The organism is Caballeronia catudaia (assembly GCF_001544755.2).
Classification (GTDB): Bacteria; Pseudomonadota; Gammaproteobacteria; order Burkholderiales; family Burkholderiaceae; genus Caballeronia; species Caballeronia catudaia.
Genome location: NZ_FCOF02000041.1, coordinates 26,069 through 44,267, shown reverse-complemented (window position 1 = coordinate 44,267; position 18,199 = coordinate 26,069). Strand labels below are relative to the sequence as shown.

Sequence of the window (18,199 nt, the reverse complement as noted above, 5' to 3'; positions counted from 1 at the left end):
GCATTGCCATGTGCGAGGCGCGGCCGAATCAGATCAAGCCGCCAGTGTGCCAGTGCTTAAAGAAACATGCTTAGCCGAACGACAGAGGGATGCCTGCACGGCGCTCCAAAAAATGTATCGACGCGTTGACACACACAAAATTCCCGATGCGGGCGATGTCGTGCGGTTGCACGTCGGCCCGTCGAAGGGCAACGAACGGGACGGATATCGCGCGGTGCTGGTCATCTCCGATGTCGTGATGAACGAGATCACCGGCCGCTTCACCGGCCTGCCGGTCACGTCGACGATTCGGGGATGGGAAACGGAAGTGCCGATCAGCAGTCTGGAGCGTCCCGGTGTCGCCCTGATCGATCAGATTCGTACGTGGAGCCATGTTCACCGGGAACTCGCGTTCCGTGGCGAGACGGTCACGGAAGACGAACTCGACGCCGCGAAGTACGCGATCCGCGCCTTCCTGCAATTGTGAATCGTGACGAGCGGCGCGCGGCAACATCGCCGCCGCGCGCCCGCCCGATTACTTCGAGGAAATATCGATATTCCCCAGATACTTCTTCGCGTACTTGTCGATGGTGCCGTCCGCCTTGACCTTCTCGATCGCCGCGTTGAGCTTCGCCTTGAGCGCATCGTCGCCCTTGCGCACGCCGTAGGCGATGCCGCTGCCGAGAATCTTGTCGTCCCGCACCGGCGCGCCGACGAACGCAAATCCTTCGCCATCCGGCTTCGACAGGAAACCGCTCTGTCCTGCGGGCGCGAGCACCAGCGTCCCGTCGAGACGGCCGGACTTGAGATCCGCATACACCTGATTCTGGTCCTGATACGGCACGACCTTCACGCCGTCGTTTTCCCAATGCGCCTTGGCGAACGTCTCCTGAATCGAGCCTTGCAGCACGCCCACGGTCTTGCCCTTGAGCGACGCCGACGTCGGCTCCAGACCGCTGCCTTTCTTCGCGATCAGCTGCGTCGGCACGCGATACACGACCGTCGTGAAGTCGATCGCCTGGCGGCGCTGCTCGGTCGCGTTCATGGCGGAATTGATCGCGTCGAACTTGCGGCCCTGCAGCGCGGGGATCAGGCCGTCGAACGAGGTTTCGACCCATTTGCACTGCATCTTCGCGGCGACGCACACCGCATTGCCGACATCGATATCGAGTCCTTGCAGTTCGCCCGTCGACGATTTCGATTCGAACGGCGGATATTGCGCCTCCAGCCCGAAGCGCAAGGTGTCGGCGGCGAGCGCGGCGCCGCTTGCGAAGCTGCATGCGACAAACAATGCGCCGGCGATGTGATTCAGTTTCATCGTGTTGGTCTCCAAAAAAATCGTCAGATCGAGCAAAGGCGGCGCGCGCCTTCGATGAGCGTGTCGTCGTCCTTTGCGAAGGAAAGACGGATCAGGCGGCTGTCGGTGCCGTCGGTATAGAACGCCGACAGTGGAATCGTCGCGACGCGCGCCTCGCGGATCAGGCGCAGCACGAAGTCGCTGTCGCTTTCGTCCGAAATCGCGTCGTAACGCGCAAGCATGAAGAAGCTGCCCGCGCTCGGCAACAGTTCGAAGCGCGAGCCCTTCAGCGACTCGGCGAGCAGATCGCGCTTGTGCTGATAGAACGGGCCGAGATTCAGATAGCTCGATGCGTCCGCGAGCGCTTCGGCGAACGCCATCTGCATCGGCGTGTCGGCGGAAAAGGTCATGAACTGGTGAACCTTGCGGATCTCCGCGGTCAGCGCCGCGGGTGCGAGACAGTAGCCGACGCGCCAGCCCGTCACGTGATACGACTTGCCGAACGACGACACGATCACGCTGCGCTCCGCCAGCTCCGGATAGCGCGCCATGCCGTGATGCAGCGCGCCGTCGAACACGACGTGCTCGTAGACCTCATCGGACAGCACGATGATCTTCGTGCCGCGCGTGAGCGCCGTAAGGCGCTCGATGTCGGCGGACGTGAACGCGCTGCCGGTCGGATTGTGAGGCGTGTTGACGAGGATCATGCGCGTCTTCGGCGTGATCGCGGCCGCCACTTCGTCCCAGTCGATGCGGAAATCCTCCGGCGACAGCTTGATCGCGACAGGCTTTGCGCCTTGCAGTTGCACGATGGGCGCGTAGCTGTCGAACGACGGCTCGAAGTAGATCACCTCGTCGCCGGGATGCACGAGTGCGCTGATCGTCGCGTACAGGCCTTCGCTCGCGCTCGCGACCACCGTGACTTCCGTGCCCGGGTCGTAGGTCGCGCCGTACAGCTTTTGCGTCTTCACCGCGATCGCCTCGCGCAGCGCGAGCACGCCCGACATCGGCGAGTACTGGTTATGTCCTGCCCGCATGGCTCGCTCGACGCCTTCGACGAGCTTCGGGTCGCACGCGAAATTCGGCGCGCCCTGCGACAGATTGAGCGCGTGATGCTCCTCGGCCAACTGGCCGATGACGGTGAAAATGGTCGTGCCGACGTTCGGCAGCTTCGACTCGGGAATACAGGCGCTGTGCACGGCAGGTGTCTCCGGAATTGCGGTTCGACGATATTGCCGACGATTCAACCGCAGCCATAAAGCGCGGACAATCGAAACTTTGTCATACTAGCCATGCTTTCAGATCATGGCTATATGTCAAAAACCCGATGAAACCGCTGCCTTCCCTCGATGTCCTGAGAACGTTCCTGGTCGTCGCGCAGAAACTCAATTTCACGCGCGCCGCCGACACCCTGAACGTGACGCAGGGCGCGGTCAGCCGCCAGATCGCGGGGCTGGAGGCGCATCTCGGCTACGCGCTCTTCACGCGGCAGGCGCGCGGGCTCGCGCTCACGCACCACGGCGCCCTGCTCGTCGCGCCGTTGCAGCAGGCGTTCGCACAGATCGGCGATGCGCTCGCGAAAGGCGGCGCGCAATCCGGCATCTTGCGCGTGAAGTGCCCGACCTGCGCGATGCGCTGGGTGCTCCCGCGCGTCATCCGGCTGCAGAACGAGCGTCCGGACCTGGTTGTTGAAGTGACCGCATCGGTGTCGCACGGCGTCGATTTCGGCGCGGAGCAGTTCGATGCGGCCATCGTCTTCGGCGATGCGCCGTCGCTGAAGGGCCTGACCGTGCATCATCTCTTCGACGAAGTGCTGACCCCGGTCTGTGCACCGGAATTGTGGAAGCCGCGAAAAAGCGTCGCGCCGACCCCCGACGATCTCGCGGGCAAAACCCTGCTGCATCCCACGCGCGATCGCCGCGACTGGCTCCTGTGGCTCGGCGCGTACGGCTACGCGGGCCTGCCGTCGACGAAAGCGCAACATTTCGACACACTCGATCTGGCCATTTCTTCGGCGATGCAGGGTCTCGGCGTGACGATCGGCGATGTCTCGCTGATCGAGGAAGACCTGCGGGCGAGGCGCGTGATTGCGCCGTTCCCGTTGCGCGTCGCGAGCGGCGCCGCGTACTACCTCGTTTATCCGGAGCGGCCGGCGCCGTCGCAGGCGTTGCAGCAGTTCGCGCAATGGCTCGATGGCGAGGCCAGGACGACGCGCGAAACACCCGGTTCGCAGACGAGCGGCCGGGAGCACTGATCGGTGCAAACCGCGCGCATTGCTGACTGCGCTCATGGTATTCCCCCATGCCTAAGGGAATGCGCGAAAGCGGCGCGAAGGATTTAATCACATAAAATCCGCGCAATATAAAGCTGCATCGCGCAGCTCGATCAACCGACGGAAATCTCCGGGCGCGACTCGGATTCTTCCGTCACGTGCGCAATATGCCCGGACTAAAATTAAAGACACCTTACGATCGCCTCGACGTTTCGGGCCATGCTCTCCCGCACGGGGCGCGCAGCCGCCGCCCGATCACATCGGCGCGAACGCGCGATGCCGGCGTCCAGCCTGGCCTGCGCGCGCGGCTGCTGCTGTGGCTGCTCGTGCCGCTCGCGTTGTTCGTTTCGATGGCGGCGATCACCGGCTACGACAATGCTCGCCGCACCGCGGATCGTTTGCAGGACAGAATGTTGCTGGCCTCCGCGCGGATCATCGCGGAGGACGTCCATTGGAACGATGGCGGGCCCGTCGCCGACATTCCGCCCGCCGCGTTCGAGCTTTTCGAATCGCCCTATCGCGATCAGGTTTTCTACAAGCTCGAAACGGGGTCGGGGCAACTGCTCGGCGGCCGGCCCGATCTGGCTGCGCCGGACACCCGGGCCGTCGGGCCCGTCTTTTATCACGTAAGACTCGCCGGCATGCCCGTGCGGGCGGTTGCGTATCGGCGCGAGCTGTACGACGCGGGCAAGGTCGTGCCGGTAACGGTGATCGTCGCCAAGACCGAGGGGTCGCGCTGCGCGATGCTCGACGAGCTGTGGCGTCCGCAACTGGTCGTCGGATCGCTCATGCTGTTGCTGGTCGCCGTGCTGGTTCCCTTGGGACTGAAATTCGAGCTCGACCCGCTGATGAAGCTGAAGGACGAGGTCGCCGGGCGTGAGCCGCTGCAGCTCGAACCGATGTGCGCGCAAGGCCTGCCGCGCGAGCTGCAGCCGATCGTCGATGCGATCAATCAATGTATCGCGCAACTGAAGCTTCACAGCGAGGCGCAGCGGCAGTTCGTTGCGGACGCCGCGCATCAGCTGCGCACGCCGCTCGCGCTGCTCGACGCGCAGCTCCAGTATGCGCGCCGCCTCGATGAAAACGCCGCCGCCCGGGCCGATGCGCTCTTCGGAGCCTGCCGCAGCACGCAAAAGTTGAAGGACATGACCAATCAGTTGCTGATGATGGCGCAGGCGGAGTCGACGCCTCAACCTGCGCTCATCGAAACGGACTTCGGCGCAGTGCTGGCGTCGGCGCTCGAAGAGATGCTCGCGGCGGCGCAGCGGCGCAACATCGATCTCGGCGCGGAAATCGGCGAAGACCTGTGCGTGAAGGGCAACCCGGAGCTGCTGATGGCGCTCGTGACCAATCTCATCGACAACGCCATTCGCTACACGCAGACAGGAGGCCGGGTGACCGTAGTCGCGAAACGCGAAGCAGACCGGATCGAGTCGCAGGTGATGGACAACGGACCGGGACTTCCAGACGACATCCGCGAGCGCGCTTTCGAGCGCTTCGTGCGCGGTTCCACATCGACGGATGGCACCGGCCTCGGCTTGCCGATCGCGAGGGAAATCGCGCGCCGGCACGGCGGCGACGTGGCGCTCGCTCCGGGCGCCGATGGCCGCGGTCTGACCGCCACGGTGATATTGCCTGCGGCGCGCAGTCAGGGAGCCGGCGATGAAGCTGCTGCTGGTCGACGATAACGCCGAACTCTCCGAGTGGCTCGTGAGACTCCTGAAGGCCGAAGGCTTCGTGATCGACTACGTTCCCGACGCGGAACGGGCCGAGGCGATGCTCCAGCAACCGGGCTACGACGTCGTGCTGCTCGATATACGGCTGCCGTCGATGAGCGGCAAGGACCTGCTTGCGCGGCTGCGGCGTCGCGGCAAGAACATGCCGGTGCTGATGCTGACCGCGCACGGTTCCGTCGATGACAAGGTGGATTGTTTCAACGCGGGAGCCGACGACTACGTGGTCAAGCCCGTCGACGTGCGCGAACTGGTGGCGCGCATCAAGGCGCTCGTGCGGCGTCAGACGGGGCAGCACGATAGCGAGCTGACGTGCGGCGATCTTTACTACCGGTTCGACACACGCGAATTCTGTCTGCACGACGAGATTCTTTCGCTGCGGCGACGCGAGCACGCGATTCTGGAAGCGCTCATGTTGCGACAGGGCAAGACGGTGTCGAAGGCCATGCTCGTGGACAGCATCTCAAGCCTCGACGACGCGCCGAGCGACGACGCCATCGACATCTACATTCACCGCTTGCGCAAGCACCTGTCATCGTCGAGCGCGCAGATCATGACGTTGCGCGGCCTCGGCTACGTGTTGCGCACGCGAGCGGATTGAATCGATATATCGGTACAAACACTTGGGTATCCGATACGTTCGTGATAGCGCGATGAAGGGTTGGCTCGGATAGCATCGGTCCATGACCTTCGTCTGGATCGCATGTCGGCGAAGACATCGAGAAAAGAATAGTCAACGCGACAATCGATTCGGCGGAGGCGGGCGATGTACCCTGATTACACGGCAATCTATCCGGAGGAATGGTTTACGTTTGTACTACTGATCATACTGGGCGGCGCCACGGTCGCGATGGTGTGCAGCACGGTCACCATGTACATTGATTTGTGGAGGTTCGACGAGAAGGGCGAGTTCATGCCGCCGCCATCGCTATTCCGGTTTCTCAGATCATCCTGGTTCATCTATCTGAATGCGTGGCTCGCGTTGACGTCCACGCTCGCGCTCGTCGTGCTCACCTGAATCCGCGAAACGTCGGTCTCGTTCCCCAAAATGCCACATTCCAGAAGCAGAAAATCCGCGAAGAGCAGCCGGCCGCGCACTGCGCGAGCCTACTGGTTGCCCATGCCCCGGCACGATGCCGATACGGTCATCCTGCAATGCCGTCTTGCGCTCGAAGTCATGCGCCAAGGCGGCGCGAGCCGGACTGAGGCGCAGTGCATCGCGCATGCCGTTCTGCTCACGCGGCTGCTGTCGGAAGTGGGGCATGGATTGCTCGACCCGGATATCATCCGCGAGGCCGAGGAAGGCATGCTGGCGATGCTGGATGCCGGCGCGCAGACGGGCGAGTGGCGGCTCTCAGAGGCAAGGTTGCCGGGGCTGATGGCCATCGTCAACGAGCACGACCGGCAATTGCGCGAGGTGCGTCTCGCCGACATCATTGCATGTAATGAGCGCCTCGAGCGATTCATAGCGGCGACCACGCAGGCGCCGGATTCGAAGGCAGCCTGAGCCGGGGGAGAAGGCGCGCCGCCGCCGAATGTGCCGCAGCGCGCCGTGCCGGCCGAGCCTTACATGCCGTGCTTGGTGACCACCGATGCCCACTGCCCGTTTTTCACCTGATACAGCGTCGACGACGCGTTCTTCAGCGCGCCGTTGCTGTCGAACGCGATCGGCCCCGTGATGCCTTCGAACTTGTTCGACTTCAGCGCCGGACGGTACACCTTCGGATCGGCGGAATTGGCCTTTTGCATCGCGTTGATGGCGGCCCACGCGGCGTCGTAGCCGAACGGCGCATACGACAGAATCGCCACGCCGAAGCGCTTCTGGAACTTGTCGCTGAACGCCTTGCCGTCGGGCAGCTTGTCGAGCGGGCTGCCGTATTCCCATGCTTGCGCGCCCTCGGCGGCATCGCCGGCGAGCTTGAGGAAATCGGCGTCCATCACGCCGCCGCCGCCCACGAATTGCGCGTTCATGCCGAGCTGCTTCATCCGTTTGACGACCGCGGCCGCCTGGCGATCGAGGCCGCCGAAGAAGATCAGATCCGCGTTGACCGCCTTGATGCGCGTGAGTTGCGCGCTGAAATCGACGGTCTGGTTGTCGCTGTATTCGCGCGTGACGATCGTGCCGCCTTTCGCCTTCACCGCCTTTTCGAACTCGTCGGCTTCGCCCTGGCCGAAGGCCGTGCGGTCGTCGATGATCGCGATGCGCTTCGCCTTCGTCGTGGTCACCGCGTAGACGCCGGCGTTGCCTGCGTTCTGCGCGTCGCTCGAAATGACCGTGAAGACGTTTTCCAGGCCGCGCGTGGTGATCGTCGGGTTGGTCGCGGCGGGATCGATCATCGGGATGCCCGCGGTGTTGTAGATCGGCGAGGCGGGCAGCGTCGTGCCCGAATTGAAGTGGCCGACGACGACCGCCACGCCGTCGTCGACGAGCTTCTGGGCCGCCTGCACGCCGATGCGCGGATCGGCCTGATCGTCCTCCGCGTGAATCTCGAACTTCGCGGTCTTGCCGCCGATCGTGATCTTTTTCGCGTTGGCTTCGTCGAGCGCGAGCTGCACGCCGTTCTGCAGGTCCTTGCCATAGCCCGCATTCGCGCCGGTGAGCGGCGCGGCGAAACCGACTTTCACCGCGAGATCCTCGGCGCTCGCCGCGAACGGCACGGCGCCGAGAGACGCCGTGGCGCAGGCCACGAGCCACGCCAGAGGTTGGGTACGAACGCGCATGGTTTGCTCTCCTTTTTGGTCTGAAGTCGATTGAAACGCGACCGATGCCGTGCCGGCAAGACGGGCTTGCCCTCAAACGTCCTACGATGCGTGCGCCGAGGACAGCCGCTTCGCGCTCAGCCCGGCACGAGCAGCGGACATGCGCAATGTAGGGAGCCAATTTCGGCGCGTCTTGGTGTTTAGTCGCGCGCGCGATGCGGATTTCGGCATAGCCCGCGTCCGCCGCTTCGCAAGCCCGGTGCGGCTTCGCGCGTTTGGCCGCCCGATCGCGCGCGACGATTCCCGTCAATGCCCGCGCGGCGCCTATCGCATCGATTGAAATTTCCCCGGTTGACAAAGTGTATATGCACAAATATCCTGCGACACATGAACCCCAGCTCTTCTCCCCTCGACTGCAACTGTTTCGCGATCCGTCAGGCCGCGCGTTACGTGTCGCAGATGTACGAACGGCATATTGCGGTCGTCGGCATCACGGCGGCGCAGTTCACGATCATCGCGGCGATCGGGCGTAAGCCCGGCGTGCAGATGGCCGAACTGTCCGATTCGATGGTGATGGACCGCACGACGCTCGTGCGTGCGCTCAAGCCGTTGCAGCGCGACGGCCTCGTGGAAGCGGCGCAGGAGTCGGCGAATTCGCGCGCGGTCGGCCTGCGGCTTACGGCGGCGGGCAAGGACACGCTCGTGAAGGCGTCGGCCCAATGGCGCGCAGCACAGGCGGAATTCGAGGCGAAGTTCGGCGAGAAACGCGCGAAGGCATTGCGCGCATCGCTATTCGAACTCACGACGATGGAGTGAGCGGTCTACAGCAGGCCCGCATCGCGCGGGCCTTTTACTCGGCACTACCAGTGCATATGCACAGATAATCGGAGCAACGTCATGCAGATCGAAGGAAAAGTGGTACTCGTCACCGGCGCGAATCGCGGTCTCGGCAAGCAATTCGCGCAATCGCTGCTGAAAGCGGGCGCGGCGAAGGTGTATGCGGCGGCGCGCGATCCGAAAAGCGTCGATATTCCCGGCGTCCATGCGATCCGGCTCGACGTGACCAACACCGCCGACATCAACGAAGCGGCGGCCACCTACACCGACGTCGACGTGATCGTGAACAACGCGGGCGTGACGACGCGCGGCCTGCTCGTCGATCCGGCGTCGACGCAAGGCATTCGCGATCTGCTCGAAATCAACACGTTCGGTCCGATCGCGCTCACGCAGGCATTCGCGCCCACGCTGAAGAAGAACGGCGGCGGCGCGGTCATCAATATTCTGTCGGTGCTGAGCTGGGCGTCGCTGCCCGCGGGCGGGGCGTATCACATCTCGAAGGCGGCGGCGTGGGCGGCCACCAACGCGCTGCGCGAGGAACTGCGCGGGCAGGGCACGCTGGTCGTGTCGGCGCATCCCGGCTTCATCGATACGGACATGGTCAGGCAGATCACCGCGCCGAAATCGTCGCCGGAGCATGTCGTGAACGCGGTGCTCGCGGCGGTCGCGAAGAATCAGGAGGAAGTGACCGTCGATGACACCGGCCGCGCGATCAAGGCGTCGCTGTCGACTGACAAGCCGATCTATCTCACGGGCATCGCGCGCTAAGAGGGTTCGACATGTTTTCAGAAGACATCGTATTGTGTCATCCGGTGCGCACGGCGATCGGCGCGTTCAACGGCGCGCTGAAGGACACGCCCGCCGTCGATCTCGGCGCGGCCGCGATCGCCGAGACGCTGCGGCGCGCGGGTGCGTCGCTCGATCTTGCATCGGTCGATTCGGTCACGTTCGGCAACGTGATCCAGGCGGGCAACCGCATGAATCCCGCGCGGCAGGCGTCGGTCGGCGGCGGCCTGCCGGTCACGGTGCCCGCGCTGACGGTGAACCGCGTGTGCGGCTCGGGCGCGCAGGCCATCGCGTCGGCGGCGACTGAAATCGCGGCGGGCGTGGCGAAAGTCACCATCGCTGGCGGCATGGAAAACATGGATCGCGCGCCGTATCTGCTCGATGGCGGCCGGCGCGGTTATCGCATGGGCCACGCGCAGATCTACGACAGCATGTTGCGCGACGGCCTCGTCGACGCCTTCTCCGGCGAACATTCCGGCTGGCACACGGAAGACCTCGTGACGAAGCTCGACATCACGCGCGAGGCGCAGGACCGCTGGGCCGAGCGCTCGCAGCAACTGTTCGCGGCGGCGCAGCGCGACGGCGTGTTCGATGCGGAAATCGCGAGCATCGACGTGAAGCAGGGCAAGCAAACCGTCGCGTTCGTGCGCGACGAGCAGCCGCGCCCGGATACGACGCTTGCGACGCTCGCGAAGCTGCGTCCGGCGTTCCGTCCCGATGGCGCGATCACGGCGGGCAACGCGCCCGGCCTGAACAGCGGTGCATCGGCGATGATCGTGACGAGCCGCGATGAAGCCGACGCGCGGGGCATAGAACCGTTCGTGCGGCTCGCGGCGTTCGGCGTGGCGGCGGTCGAGCCGGGCATGTTCGGTCTCGGTCCGGTGCCCGCCGTGCAACTGGCGCTGCAGCGCGCGGGATGGTCGCTCGGCGATGTCGAGCGCTTCGAGATCAACGAAGCGTTCGCGGCGGTGCCGATCGCGGTGGCGCGGACGCTCGGCGTGCCGGAGGACATCGTCAACGTGGAAGGCGGCGCGATCGCGCATGGGCATCCGATCGGCGCGACCGGCGCGGTGCTCACGACGCGCCTCGCTCACGCGATGCGCCGCGATGGCGTTAAGCGCGCCATCGTGACGCTGTGCATCGGCGGCGGGCAAGGCATCGCGCTCGCGCTGGAGGCGCTCGCCTAAGGCTTGTTCCTGCTCTGCATTTCCTCGAATCCCGCCGCGGCCTGCTGCACGTCCGGCGGGAAATCGTCCATCTCCATCACCTGACGCACTTCGATCATCTCGCTGTCCGAGGCCGGGCAGCGTTTCGCCCACTCGATCGCTTCCTCGCGCGATTTGACCTGAAGCATCCAGTAACCGCCCAGCACTTCCTTTGCTTCGGCGAACGGTCCGTCGGTGACGCGCGGCTTGCCGCCTTCGAACGTGACGCGCGCGCCCATCGACGGGGGATGCAGTCCGTCGAGCGCCAGCAGCACGCCCGCCTTTTGCAATTCCTCGTTGTACTTCATCATGGCGGCGACGGCGTCCGCGGCCGGCATCGTGCCGGGCGCGGCGCTTTCGTAGCCGCGCGGGATCATTAGCATCATGAATCGCATGTGGATTGCTCCTTGAAATGAGAGTATTGGTGTCGAGCGCCATTCGGCGCGCTCTGACCACTACGACGAGCAACATGACACGAGATCGACATGTGCCCTCTTAAGCGTTTTTCCCTAGTCGATTGCTGTTGCCTTCGCGCTCGTCCGATCAAATAATGTAATCCATTACATCTCGATCGCCGCGAGCGACTTCAGCGATGTCAGATACCGTTCGTCCACGCGAGGAAGTATCGATTGCCGACGTCGCCGAGCGCGCGGGCGTGTCCGTCGCCACGGTATCGCGCGTGCTCAACGGGCACACGAACGTTCGCGAGGCGACGCGCGAAAAAGTCCGTCAGGCGGTCGCGGCGAGCGGCTATCGCATCAACGAACTCGCGCGCAATCTGCGCACGGCGGAAAGCCGCCTGCTCCTCACGATGGTCCCCGACTTCGGCAATCCGTTCTATGCGGCGATCGTGCGCGGCATCGACAGCGTCGCGCGTCAGAACGGCTATTTCATGCTGTTGTGCGATACCGGCGCGGACCCGCTGCGCGAGCGAAGCTATTTCGATCTCTTGCGCGGACGCCGCGCCGATGGCGCCATTTGCCTCGATCCCGCCGCGGTGCAAAAGGCGCTTGCCGAAGAAGCATCGACCTTGCCGTGGGTTGCGTGCTGCGAGTTCGATCCATCGGCGGGCGTGCCGTATGTCGGCATCGACAATCATCTCGCGGCGGGCGATGTCGTGCGTTATCTGACGGCCAAAGGTCATCGCAAGATCGCGCTCATCAATTCGGGGCAAGGCTATCTCTACGGACAGCAGCGGCTCGCGGGCTTTCGCGACGCGCTCGCGGACGCGGGCATCGAGCCGCATCCGGCGTGGCTGGTCGAGCTCGACAGCCTCGATTACGACGCCGGCGAACGCGCCGCCGCGCAACTCGCCGCGCTTGGGGAAGCGCGCCCGACCGCCGCGTTCGCCGTGTCCGACACGCTCGCCATCGGCGTGATGAACGGCTTTCGCGGTGCGGGCTATGCCGTGCCCGACGATGTGGCCGTCGTCGGCTTCGACGATATCGCCGTGGCCGCGCATGTCGATCCGCCGCTCACGACCGTCTCGCAGCCGATGCAACTGCTCGGCGAAACCGCGGCCGGTCTGCTGCTCAAGCGGCTGCGCGATCCGCGCGCGGAGGTGCCGGGCGTGCTGCTGCCGCATCGGCTGATTCAAAGAAGGAGCGCGTGACGATGAGCCTCGCCGTGCGCTTCGAAGGAATCGAAAAACAGTTCGGGCCGGTGCGCGTGCTGCACGGCGTCAGCTTCGATCTCGCGCCGGGGCGTATCTACGGCTTGCTCGGCGAAAACGGCGCGGGCAAATCCACGTTGATGAAGATTCTCGCCGGCTACGAACGCGCGAACGCGGGCGAGTTCTATATCGACGAACGCGAGGCCGATTTCACGAGCTCGCGCGATGCGGAACATGCGGGCATCGTGCTGATTCACCAGGAACTGAATCTCGCGGATCATCTGACCATCACGCAGAACATGTTCCTCGGGCACGAGTTGAAGAAGGGCTTCTTTCTCGATGAAGCCGCGATGCGCGACGACGCCCGCGCCGCGTTGAACGACGTCGGCCTGCACAAGAATCCGGACACGCGCGTGCGCGATCTGATCGTCGCGGAGAAGCAGTTGGTCGAGATCGCGAAGGCGATGTTGCGCAAGTCGCGCCTGCTCATCATGGACGAGCCGACCGCGACGCTCACACCATCCGAGACGCAGCGTCTCTCCGCTTTGATGGCGCGCCTGAAGGATGCGGGCACGACCATCGTCTATATCTCGCACAAGCTCGATGAAGTGGAGCGCGTGACCGACGAAGTGATCGTGATGCGCGATGGCCGTTTCGTCGCGCGCGCGCCGACCGACGCGCTCACGCGCCAGCAGATGGCGAACCTGATGGTCGGCCGCGAAGTCTCCGACATGTTTCCCGACAAGCCTTCATTGCCCGATGACGCGCCGGTCGCGATCAAGGTCGAAGGCGCGTCGGTGCCCGGCTGGGCGCATGACGTGAGCTTCGCGGTGCGCGCGGGCGAAGTGTTCGGCTTCGCGGGGCTCGTCGGCGCGGGGCGCACGGAGCTGTTCGAGGCGCTCGTCGGATTGCGGGCGTTGAGCGCGGGGCGCGTGATCATCGACACGAAAACGGTCAGGCTGAATAGCCCGCGCGATGCGATGCGCCACGGCCTCACGTACCTGAGCGAAGACCGCAAGGGACGCGGCCTGCATGTCGACATGGCGCTGAAAGACAATCTCACGATGATGACGCTCGAACGCTACGCGCGTCCGCTCATCGACACGCGCGCCGAACGCGATGCGTTGAAAGAAGCGGTGAAGGATTTCGGCATCCGCACGGGCAATGTCTCGATCCGCGCCCGCATGCTCTCGGGCGGCAATCAGCAGAAGCTCGCGCTCGCGAAGTTCCTGCATCCCGATCCGCGCGTGATCGTGCTCGACGAACCCACGCGCGGCGTCGATGTCGGCGCGAAACGCGATATCTACTTTCTGATCCATCGCCTCGCCGCGCAAGGGCGCGCGGTGATCGTGATTTCTTCCGAGCTGATCGAATTGATCGGCTTATGTCATCGCGTCGCGGTGATGCGCGCGGGCGAGCTCGTCACGACGCTCGGCATGGACCATTTGACCGAAGAGAGGTTGATCGCGCATGCGACCGGCACACACTGAAGACACCGAAAGCGAGAGCCGCCTCTCGACTGTCGCGCGCTTTCTGTTCGGCGTCGGGCCGCTGATCGGGCTGATTGCGCTGTGCATCGGCGGGACGCTGCTCAACAGCGATTTCGCCACGCTCGATAACGCGATGAACGTGCTCACGCGCACGTCGTTCATCGGCATTATCGCGGTCGGCATGACGTTCGTGATCATTTCGGGCGGCATCGACTTGTCGGTCGGCTCGATGGCCGCGCTGATCGCGGGCAGCATGATCTACATGATGAACGCGCTCATGCAGGGTTTTCATGGCCATGCGGTGCCGCCGCTTTTGATCATCGCGCTGGGCATGGTGCTCGCGCTCGCGCTCGGCGCGGTGTTCGGCTTCGCGCATGGCGTGCTCGTGACGAAGGGGCGCATCGAGCCGTTCATCGTCACGCTGGGCACGCTCGGCATCTTTCGCGCGCTCCTGACATGGCTCGCCGATGGCGGCGCGCTCACGCTCGACAATTCGCTCGTCGATCTCTACGGTCCGGTCTATTACGCGAGCGTGCTGCGCGTGCCGGTGCCGATCTGGGTGTTTCTGATCGTCGCGGCGGGCGGCGCGCTCGTGCTCAATCGCACGGTGTATGGACGGCACGTGCAGGCGATCGGATCGAACGAACAGGTCGCGCGCTATGCGGCGATTCGCGTCGATCGCGTGAAGATCGTCACCTATGTTCTGCTCGGCATGTGCGTTGCGGTGGCGACTATTCTGTATGTGCCGCGCTTAGGCTCTGCGACCCCCACGACCGGCCTATTGTGGGAGCTCGAAGCGATCGCGTCGGTCGTCGTGGGCGGGACCGCGCTCAAAGGCGGCGAAGGGCGTGTGATCGGCACGGTCATCGGCGCGATTCTGCTTTCGGTCATCAACAACATTCTGAATCTCACGAGCATCATCAGCGTGTATCTGAACGCGGCAGTGCAGGGCGCCGTGATTATCCTCGTAGCTTTCTTGCAGCGCGGCCGTCGATAGAGATTGCCTTTATAAAACCGGAGACATTGTCATGAAGAAAATGCTTCGCGCGCTCGGCGCGCTCACGCTCGCGGCGAGTGCGTTCGCCGTTGCATCGTCGTCTGCATCCGCCGCGGACAAGGTGATCCTCGGCGTCGCCATTCCGACCGCGGATCATGGCTTCACGGGCGGCATCGTGTGGTGGGCCAACGAGGCGAAGAAGGAGCTGGAGAAAGCGCATCCCGATCTCAAGGTGATCGTCAAGACGGCGAGCACCGCGCCCGAGCAGGCGAATCAGTTGCAGGATCTCGTGACGGTCAACAAGATCAACGCGCTTGTGATCTTTCCGCAGGAATCGGCATCGCTCACGCAGCCGGTCGCGCAGGTCCACAAGAAAGGCGTGTACGTGACGGTGGTCGATCGCGGCCTCACCGACACCAGCGCGCAAGACGCATACGTTGCTGGCGACAACACCGCGTTCGGCAAGATTCCCGCCGAGTATCTCGCGAAGGAGCTTAACGGCAAGGGCGATATCGTCGCGCTGCGCGGCATTCCGACGACGCTCGACAACGAGCGCTGGACCGCGTTCGAGGGCGTGATCAAGCAGCATCCCGACATGAAGATTCTCGACGCCAAGTACGCGAACTGGAATCGCGACGACGCCTTCAAGGTGATGCAGGACTATCTGACGCGCTTCAAGCATATAGATGCAGTCTGGGCCGCTGACGACGACATGATGGTCGGCGTGCTGAAGGCGATCGATCAGGCGAAGCGCACGGACATCAAGATCGTGTTCGGCGGCGCGGGATCGAAGGAAGCGGTGAAGCGCATCATCGATGGCGATCCGCGTGTGAAGGCCGATGTCTCGTACTCGCCTAAGTTCATCTACGACGCGATCAAGCTCACCGCCGAAGCGCGTCTGAAGGGCGACAAGCTGCCGCCGACGACGATCATCCCTTCGGTGCTCATCACGAAGGAGAACGCCAGGCAGTTCTATTTCCCGAACTCGCCGTTCTGATGTGCGAAGGCCGTTCAATCGGCCTTCTTTCTCCTAGAGGCGAAAGATGAAGACCATCAAAGGGCCGGCGATTTTTCTCGCGCAATTCATGAGCGATCAGCCGCCGTTCGATACGCTTGCGAACCTCGCGAAGTGGGCGGCATCGCTTGGATATAAAGGCATACAGGTGCCCGCCGATCCGCGTCTGATCGATCTCGAGAAGGCCGCGTCGAGCGACGCGTATTGCGATGACATCCGCCGCACGGTCGATGATGCGGGCGTCGCGATCACAGAACTGTCGACGCATCTGCAAGGCCAGTTGATCGCGGTGCATCCGGCCTACGACACGCTGTTCGATGGCTTCGCCGCGCCGCACGTGCGTGGCAATCCCGCGGCGCGCACCGAATGGGCGATAGCGCAACTCAAGCTCGCGGCGGCGGCGTCGAAGCGCCTTGGCCTGAGCACGCACGTGACGTTTTCGGGCGCGCTCGCGTGGCCGTATGTCTATCCGTGGCCGCAGCGTCCGGCGGGGCTCGTCGAAGCCGCATTCGATGAACTCGCGCAGCGCTGGCGCCCGATTCTCGATGAGTTCGATCGCGCGGGCATCGACGTATGTTATGAACTGCATCCCGGCGAGGATCTGCATGACGGCGTGACGTTCGAGCGCTTTCTCGCGGCGGTGGACGATCATCCGCGCGCGAACATCCTCTTCGATCCGAGTCATTTCGTCTTGCAGCAACTCGATTACCTCGCGTTCATCGGTATCTATCACGCGCGCATCAAGGCGTTTCATGTGAAGGACGCGGAGTTCCGGCCGAACGGTCGACAAGGCGTGTACGGCGGCTATTCCGGCTGGGTGGATCGCGCGGGGCGATTCCGTTCTTTGGGCGATGGTCAGATCGACTTCAAGGCGATCTTCTCGAAGATGTCGCAATACGATTTCGACGGCTGGGCCGTGCTCGAATGGGAATGCGCGCTGAAGCATCCCGAAGACGGCGCGCGTGAAGGCGCGGTGTTCATACGCGACCACATCATCCGCGTGGCCGAGCGTGCGTTCGACGATTTCGCCGGCAGCGGCGCGAGCCGCGAGCAGATGCGCGGCGTGCTCGGCATCGTCGGAGACGAGCGATGAATCGCGTGCGACTGGGGATGGTCGGCGGCGGCGAGGGCGCGTTCATCGGCGCGGTGCATCGTATCGCGGCGCGGCTCGACGATCGTTATGAGCTCGTGGCGGGCGCGTTGTCGTCGGATGCGCGACGGGCTGCGTCGAGCGCGGCGGCGATCGGTCTTGCGCGCAGTTACGACGATTATCGCGAGATGGCGCGCATCGAAGCGGGGCGCTCGGACGGCGTCGAGGCGGTGGCGATCGTCACGCCGAATCATCTGCATGCGCCGATCGCGACGGCGTTTCTCGAAGCGGGCATCCACGTGATCTGCGACAAGCCGCTCGCGGTGTCGCTGGCCGAAGGCGAGGCGCTTGCGAAGCTTGCGCGCGAGAAAGATCGCGTGTTCGCGGTGACGTACACGTACACGGGCTATCCGCTCGTGCGTCACGCGCGCGGGATGGTGCGGCGCGGCTTGCTCGGCGATATCCGCGTCGTGCAGGTCGAGTATGCGCAGGACTGGCTTTCGTTGCCGGTCGAAGCGCAATCGAACCGTCAGGCCGTGTGGCGCACCGATCCGGCGCTCGCGGGCCCCGCCGGTTGTCTCGGCGATATCGGCACGCATGCGTATCAGCTCGCGGAATACGTGACGGGGATGCGGCCAGCGGCGTTATCGGCGGACGTGACGACATTCGTGCCGAACCGGCGCGTCGACGATCACGTTCAGGCGATGTTCCGTTACGCGGGCGGCGCGCGCGGCATGCTGTGGGCGAGCCAGGTCGCGGCGGGCGAAGAGAATGCGCTGCGCTTGCGCGTGTATGGCACGAAGGCGGGCATCGCGTTCGATCAGCAGAGGCCGAATGAACTGTGGTTCACGCCGATAGGAGGGGCGTCGGAACGCATCACGCGCGGGCGCGTGCAGAGTCCCGAGGCGCTGCACGCGACGCGCGTGCCGGCGGGGCATCCGGAAGGGTATCTGGAAGCGTTCGCCCAGGTTTATACCGATGCGGCGGCGTGCATCGCGAGCGGGACCACGCAAGGGGATGACTGGCTCACGACCGTCGAGGACGGGGTCGCGGGGTTGAGGTTCGTGGAGGCGGTTTTAAGGAGCAGTGGGGGGGATGGGGAGTGGGTGGCGCTTGCCTGACGAAGGATGTTTCAGTCGATGGCCCACTTTCCTCGAATCATCGCTTCTTCCAGCATGCCGAGCCG

19 protein-coding genes are annotated in these 18,199 nt (G+C 64.2%); 15 read left to right on the top strand and 4 right to left on the bottom strand.

The features are described 5' to 3' along the window. The first annotated feature begins 112 nt into the window (after positions 1 to 112). Positions 113 to 466, top strand: coding sequence for a type II toxin-antitoxin system PemK/MazF family toxin (locus AWB75_RS29150; protein ID WP_061127488.1), 354 nt, complete (start codon positions 113 to 115; stop codon positions 464 to 466). 48 nt (positions 467 to 514) lie between these two features. On the opposite strand, the gene AWB75_RS29145 is transcribed toward AWB75_RS29150, so the two are convergent. Both AWB75_RS29145 and AWB75_RS29140 read right to left on the bottom strand, forming a co-directional pair. Further along, a complete protein-coding gene (locus tag AWB75_RS29145) occupies positions 515 to 1,297 on the bottom strand; it encodes an ABC transporter substrate-binding protein (RefSeq protein WP_061127501.1) in 783 nt (260 codons plus the stop codon). Between the two features lie 23 nt (positions 1,298 to 1,320). Further along, the gene (locus tag AWB75_RS29140) at positions 1,321 to 2,475 is read right to left on the bottom strand and encodes a methionine aminotransferase (RefSeq protein ID WP_061127487.1); all 1,155 of its coding nucleotides are present in this window, start codon (positions 2,473 to 2,475) and stop codon (positions 1,321 to 1,323) included. A gap of 128 nt (positions 2,476 to 2,603) precedes the next feature. On the opposite strand from AWB75_RS29140, the gene AWB75_RS29135 reads away from it, so the two are divergent. From AWB75_RS29135 to AWB75_RS29115, 5 genes are all read left to right on the top strand, one after another. Then, entirely contained in the window at positions 2,604 to 3,530 is a 927-nt protein-coding gene (locus tag AWB75_RS29135) for a LysR substrate-binding domain-containing protein (protein WP_061127486.1), read from the top strand. Between the two features lie 185 nt (positions 3,531 to 3,715). Further along, positions 3,716 to 5,236, top strand: a complete 1,521-nt coding sequence (locus AWB75_RS29130) for a sensor histidine kinase (RefSeq protein ID WP_087086971.1) — start codon at positions 3,716 to 3,718, stop codon at positions 5,234 to 5,236. Beyond that, the gene (locus AWB75_RS29125) at positions 5,211 to 5,882 is read left to right on the top strand and encodes a response regulator (protein ID WP_061127485.1); all 672 of its coding nucleotides are present in this window, start codon (positions 5,211 to 5,213) and stop codon (positions 5,880 to 5,882) included. The genes AWB75_RS29130 and AWB75_RS29125 overlap by 26 nt, the downstream gene beginning before the upstream one ends. A 165-nt stretch (positions 5,883 to 6,047) precedes the next feature. After that, positions 6,048 to 6,299, top strand: coding sequence for a hypothetical protein (locus tag AWB75_RS29120; RefSeq protein ID WP_061127484.1), 252 nt, complete (start codon positions 6,048 to 6,050; stop codon positions 6,297 to 6,299). A 102-nt stretch (positions 6,300 to 6,401) separates the two neighbouring features. Then, positions 6,402 to 6,788: a Fis family transcriptional regulator gene (locus tag AWB75_RS29115; protein ID WP_235012287.1), complete on the top strand. Its 387-nt coding sequence runs from the start codon at positions 6,402 to 6,404 to the stop codon at positions 6,786 to 6,788. A gap of 59 nt (positions 6,789 to 6,847) precedes the next feature. Here the strand turns inward: AWB75_RS29115 and AWB75_RS29110 are convergent, their stop codons facing one another. Beyond that, on the bottom strand, positions 6,848 to 8,002 hold the full coding sequence (locus AWB75_RS29110; RefSeq protein WP_061127482.1) for a branched-chain amino acid ABC transporter substrate-binding protein: 1,155 nt from the start codon (positions 8,000 to 8,002) through the stop codon (positions 6,848 to 6,850). Between the two features lie 366 nt (positions 8,003 to 8,368). On the opposite strand from AWB75_RS29110, the gene AWB75_RS29100 reads away from it, so the two are divergent. The 3 genes from AWB75_RS29100 (at position 8,369) to AWB75_RS29090 (ending at position 10,791) form a co-directional block, all read left to right on the top strand. Next, positions 8,369 to 8,797, top strand: a complete 429-nt coding sequence (locus AWB75_RS29100) for a MarR family winged helix-turn-helix transcriptional regulator (RefSeq protein ID WP_061127480.1) — start codon at positions 8,369 to 8,371, stop codon at positions 8,795 to 8,797. 81 nt (positions 8,798 to 8,878) lie between these two features. Beyond that, on the top strand, positions 8,879 to 9,586 hold the full coding sequence (locus AWB75_RS29095; RefSeq protein ID WP_061127479.1) for an SDR family oxidoreductase: 708 nt from the start codon (positions 8,879 to 8,881) through the stop codon (positions 9,584 to 9,586). Between the two features lie 11 nt (positions 9,587 to 9,597). Further along, a complete protein-coding gene (locus AWB75_RS29090) occupies positions 9,598 to 10,791 on the top strand; it encodes a thiolase family protein (RefSeq protein WP_061127478.1) in 1,194 nt (397 codons plus the stop codon). On the opposite strand, the gene AWB75_RS29085 is transcribed toward AWB75_RS29090, so the two are convergent. Then, complete coding sequence (locus AWB75_RS29085; protein WP_061127477.1) at positions 10,788 to 11,204, bottom strand: YciI family protein; 417 nt, start codon at positions 11,202 to 11,204, stop codon at positions 10,788 to 10,790. The two genes, AWB75_RS29090 and AWB75_RS29085, sit on opposite strands and share 4 nt — an antisense overlap. Before the next feature lie 197 nt (positions 11,205 to 11,401). Between AWB75_RS29085 and AWB75_RS29080 the strand changes: the two genes are divergently transcribed. The 6 genes from AWB75_RS29080 to AWB75_RS29055 are packed head-to-tail and all read left to right on the top strand — an operon-like array spanning position 11,402 to position 18,134. Further along, complete coding sequence (locus AWB75_RS29080; protein ID WP_061127476.1) at positions 11,402 to 12,421, top strand: LacI family DNA-binding transcriptional regulator; 1,020 nt, start codon at positions 11,402 to 11,404, stop codon at positions 12,419 to 12,421. Between the two features lie 2 nt (positions 12,422 to 12,423). Further along, a complete protein-coding gene (locus tag AWB75_RS29075) occupies positions 12,424 to 13,911 on the top strand; it encodes a sugar ABC transporter ATP-binding protein (protein WP_061127475.1) in 1,488 nt (495 codons plus the stop codon). Continuing rightward, positions 13,892 to 14,908, top strand: coding sequence for an ABC transporter permease (locus AWB75_RS29070; RefSeq protein WP_061127474.1), 1,017 nt, complete (start codon positions 13,892 to 13,894; stop codon positions 14,906 to 14,908). The genes AWB75_RS29075 and AWB75_RS29070 overlap by 20 nt, the downstream gene beginning before the upstream one ends. Before the next feature lie 31 nt (positions 14,909 to 14,939). Beyond that, complete coding sequence (locus tag AWB75_RS29065; protein ID WP_061127473.1) at positions 14,940 to 15,905, top strand: substrate-binding domain-containing protein; 966 nt, start codon at positions 14,940 to 14,942, stop codon at positions 15,903 to 15,905. A 46-nt stretch (positions 15,906 to 15,951) separates the two neighbouring features. Further along, on the top strand, positions 15,952 to 17,016 hold the full coding sequence (locus tag AWB75_RS29060) for a sugar phosphate isomerase/epimerase family protein (protein ID WP_061127472.1): 1,065 nt from the start codon (positions 15,952 to 15,954) through the stop codon (positions 17,014 to 17,016). Next, complete coding sequence (locus tag AWB75_RS29055) at positions 17,013 to 18,134, top strand: Gfo/Idh/MocA family protein (protein ID WP_061127471.1); 1,122 nt, start codon at positions 17,013 to 17,015, stop codon at positions 18,132 to 18,134. Before AWB75_RS29060 ends, AWB75_RS29055 begins: the two co-directional genes overlap by 4 nt. Positions 18,135 to 18,199: the final 65 nt, after the last annotated feature.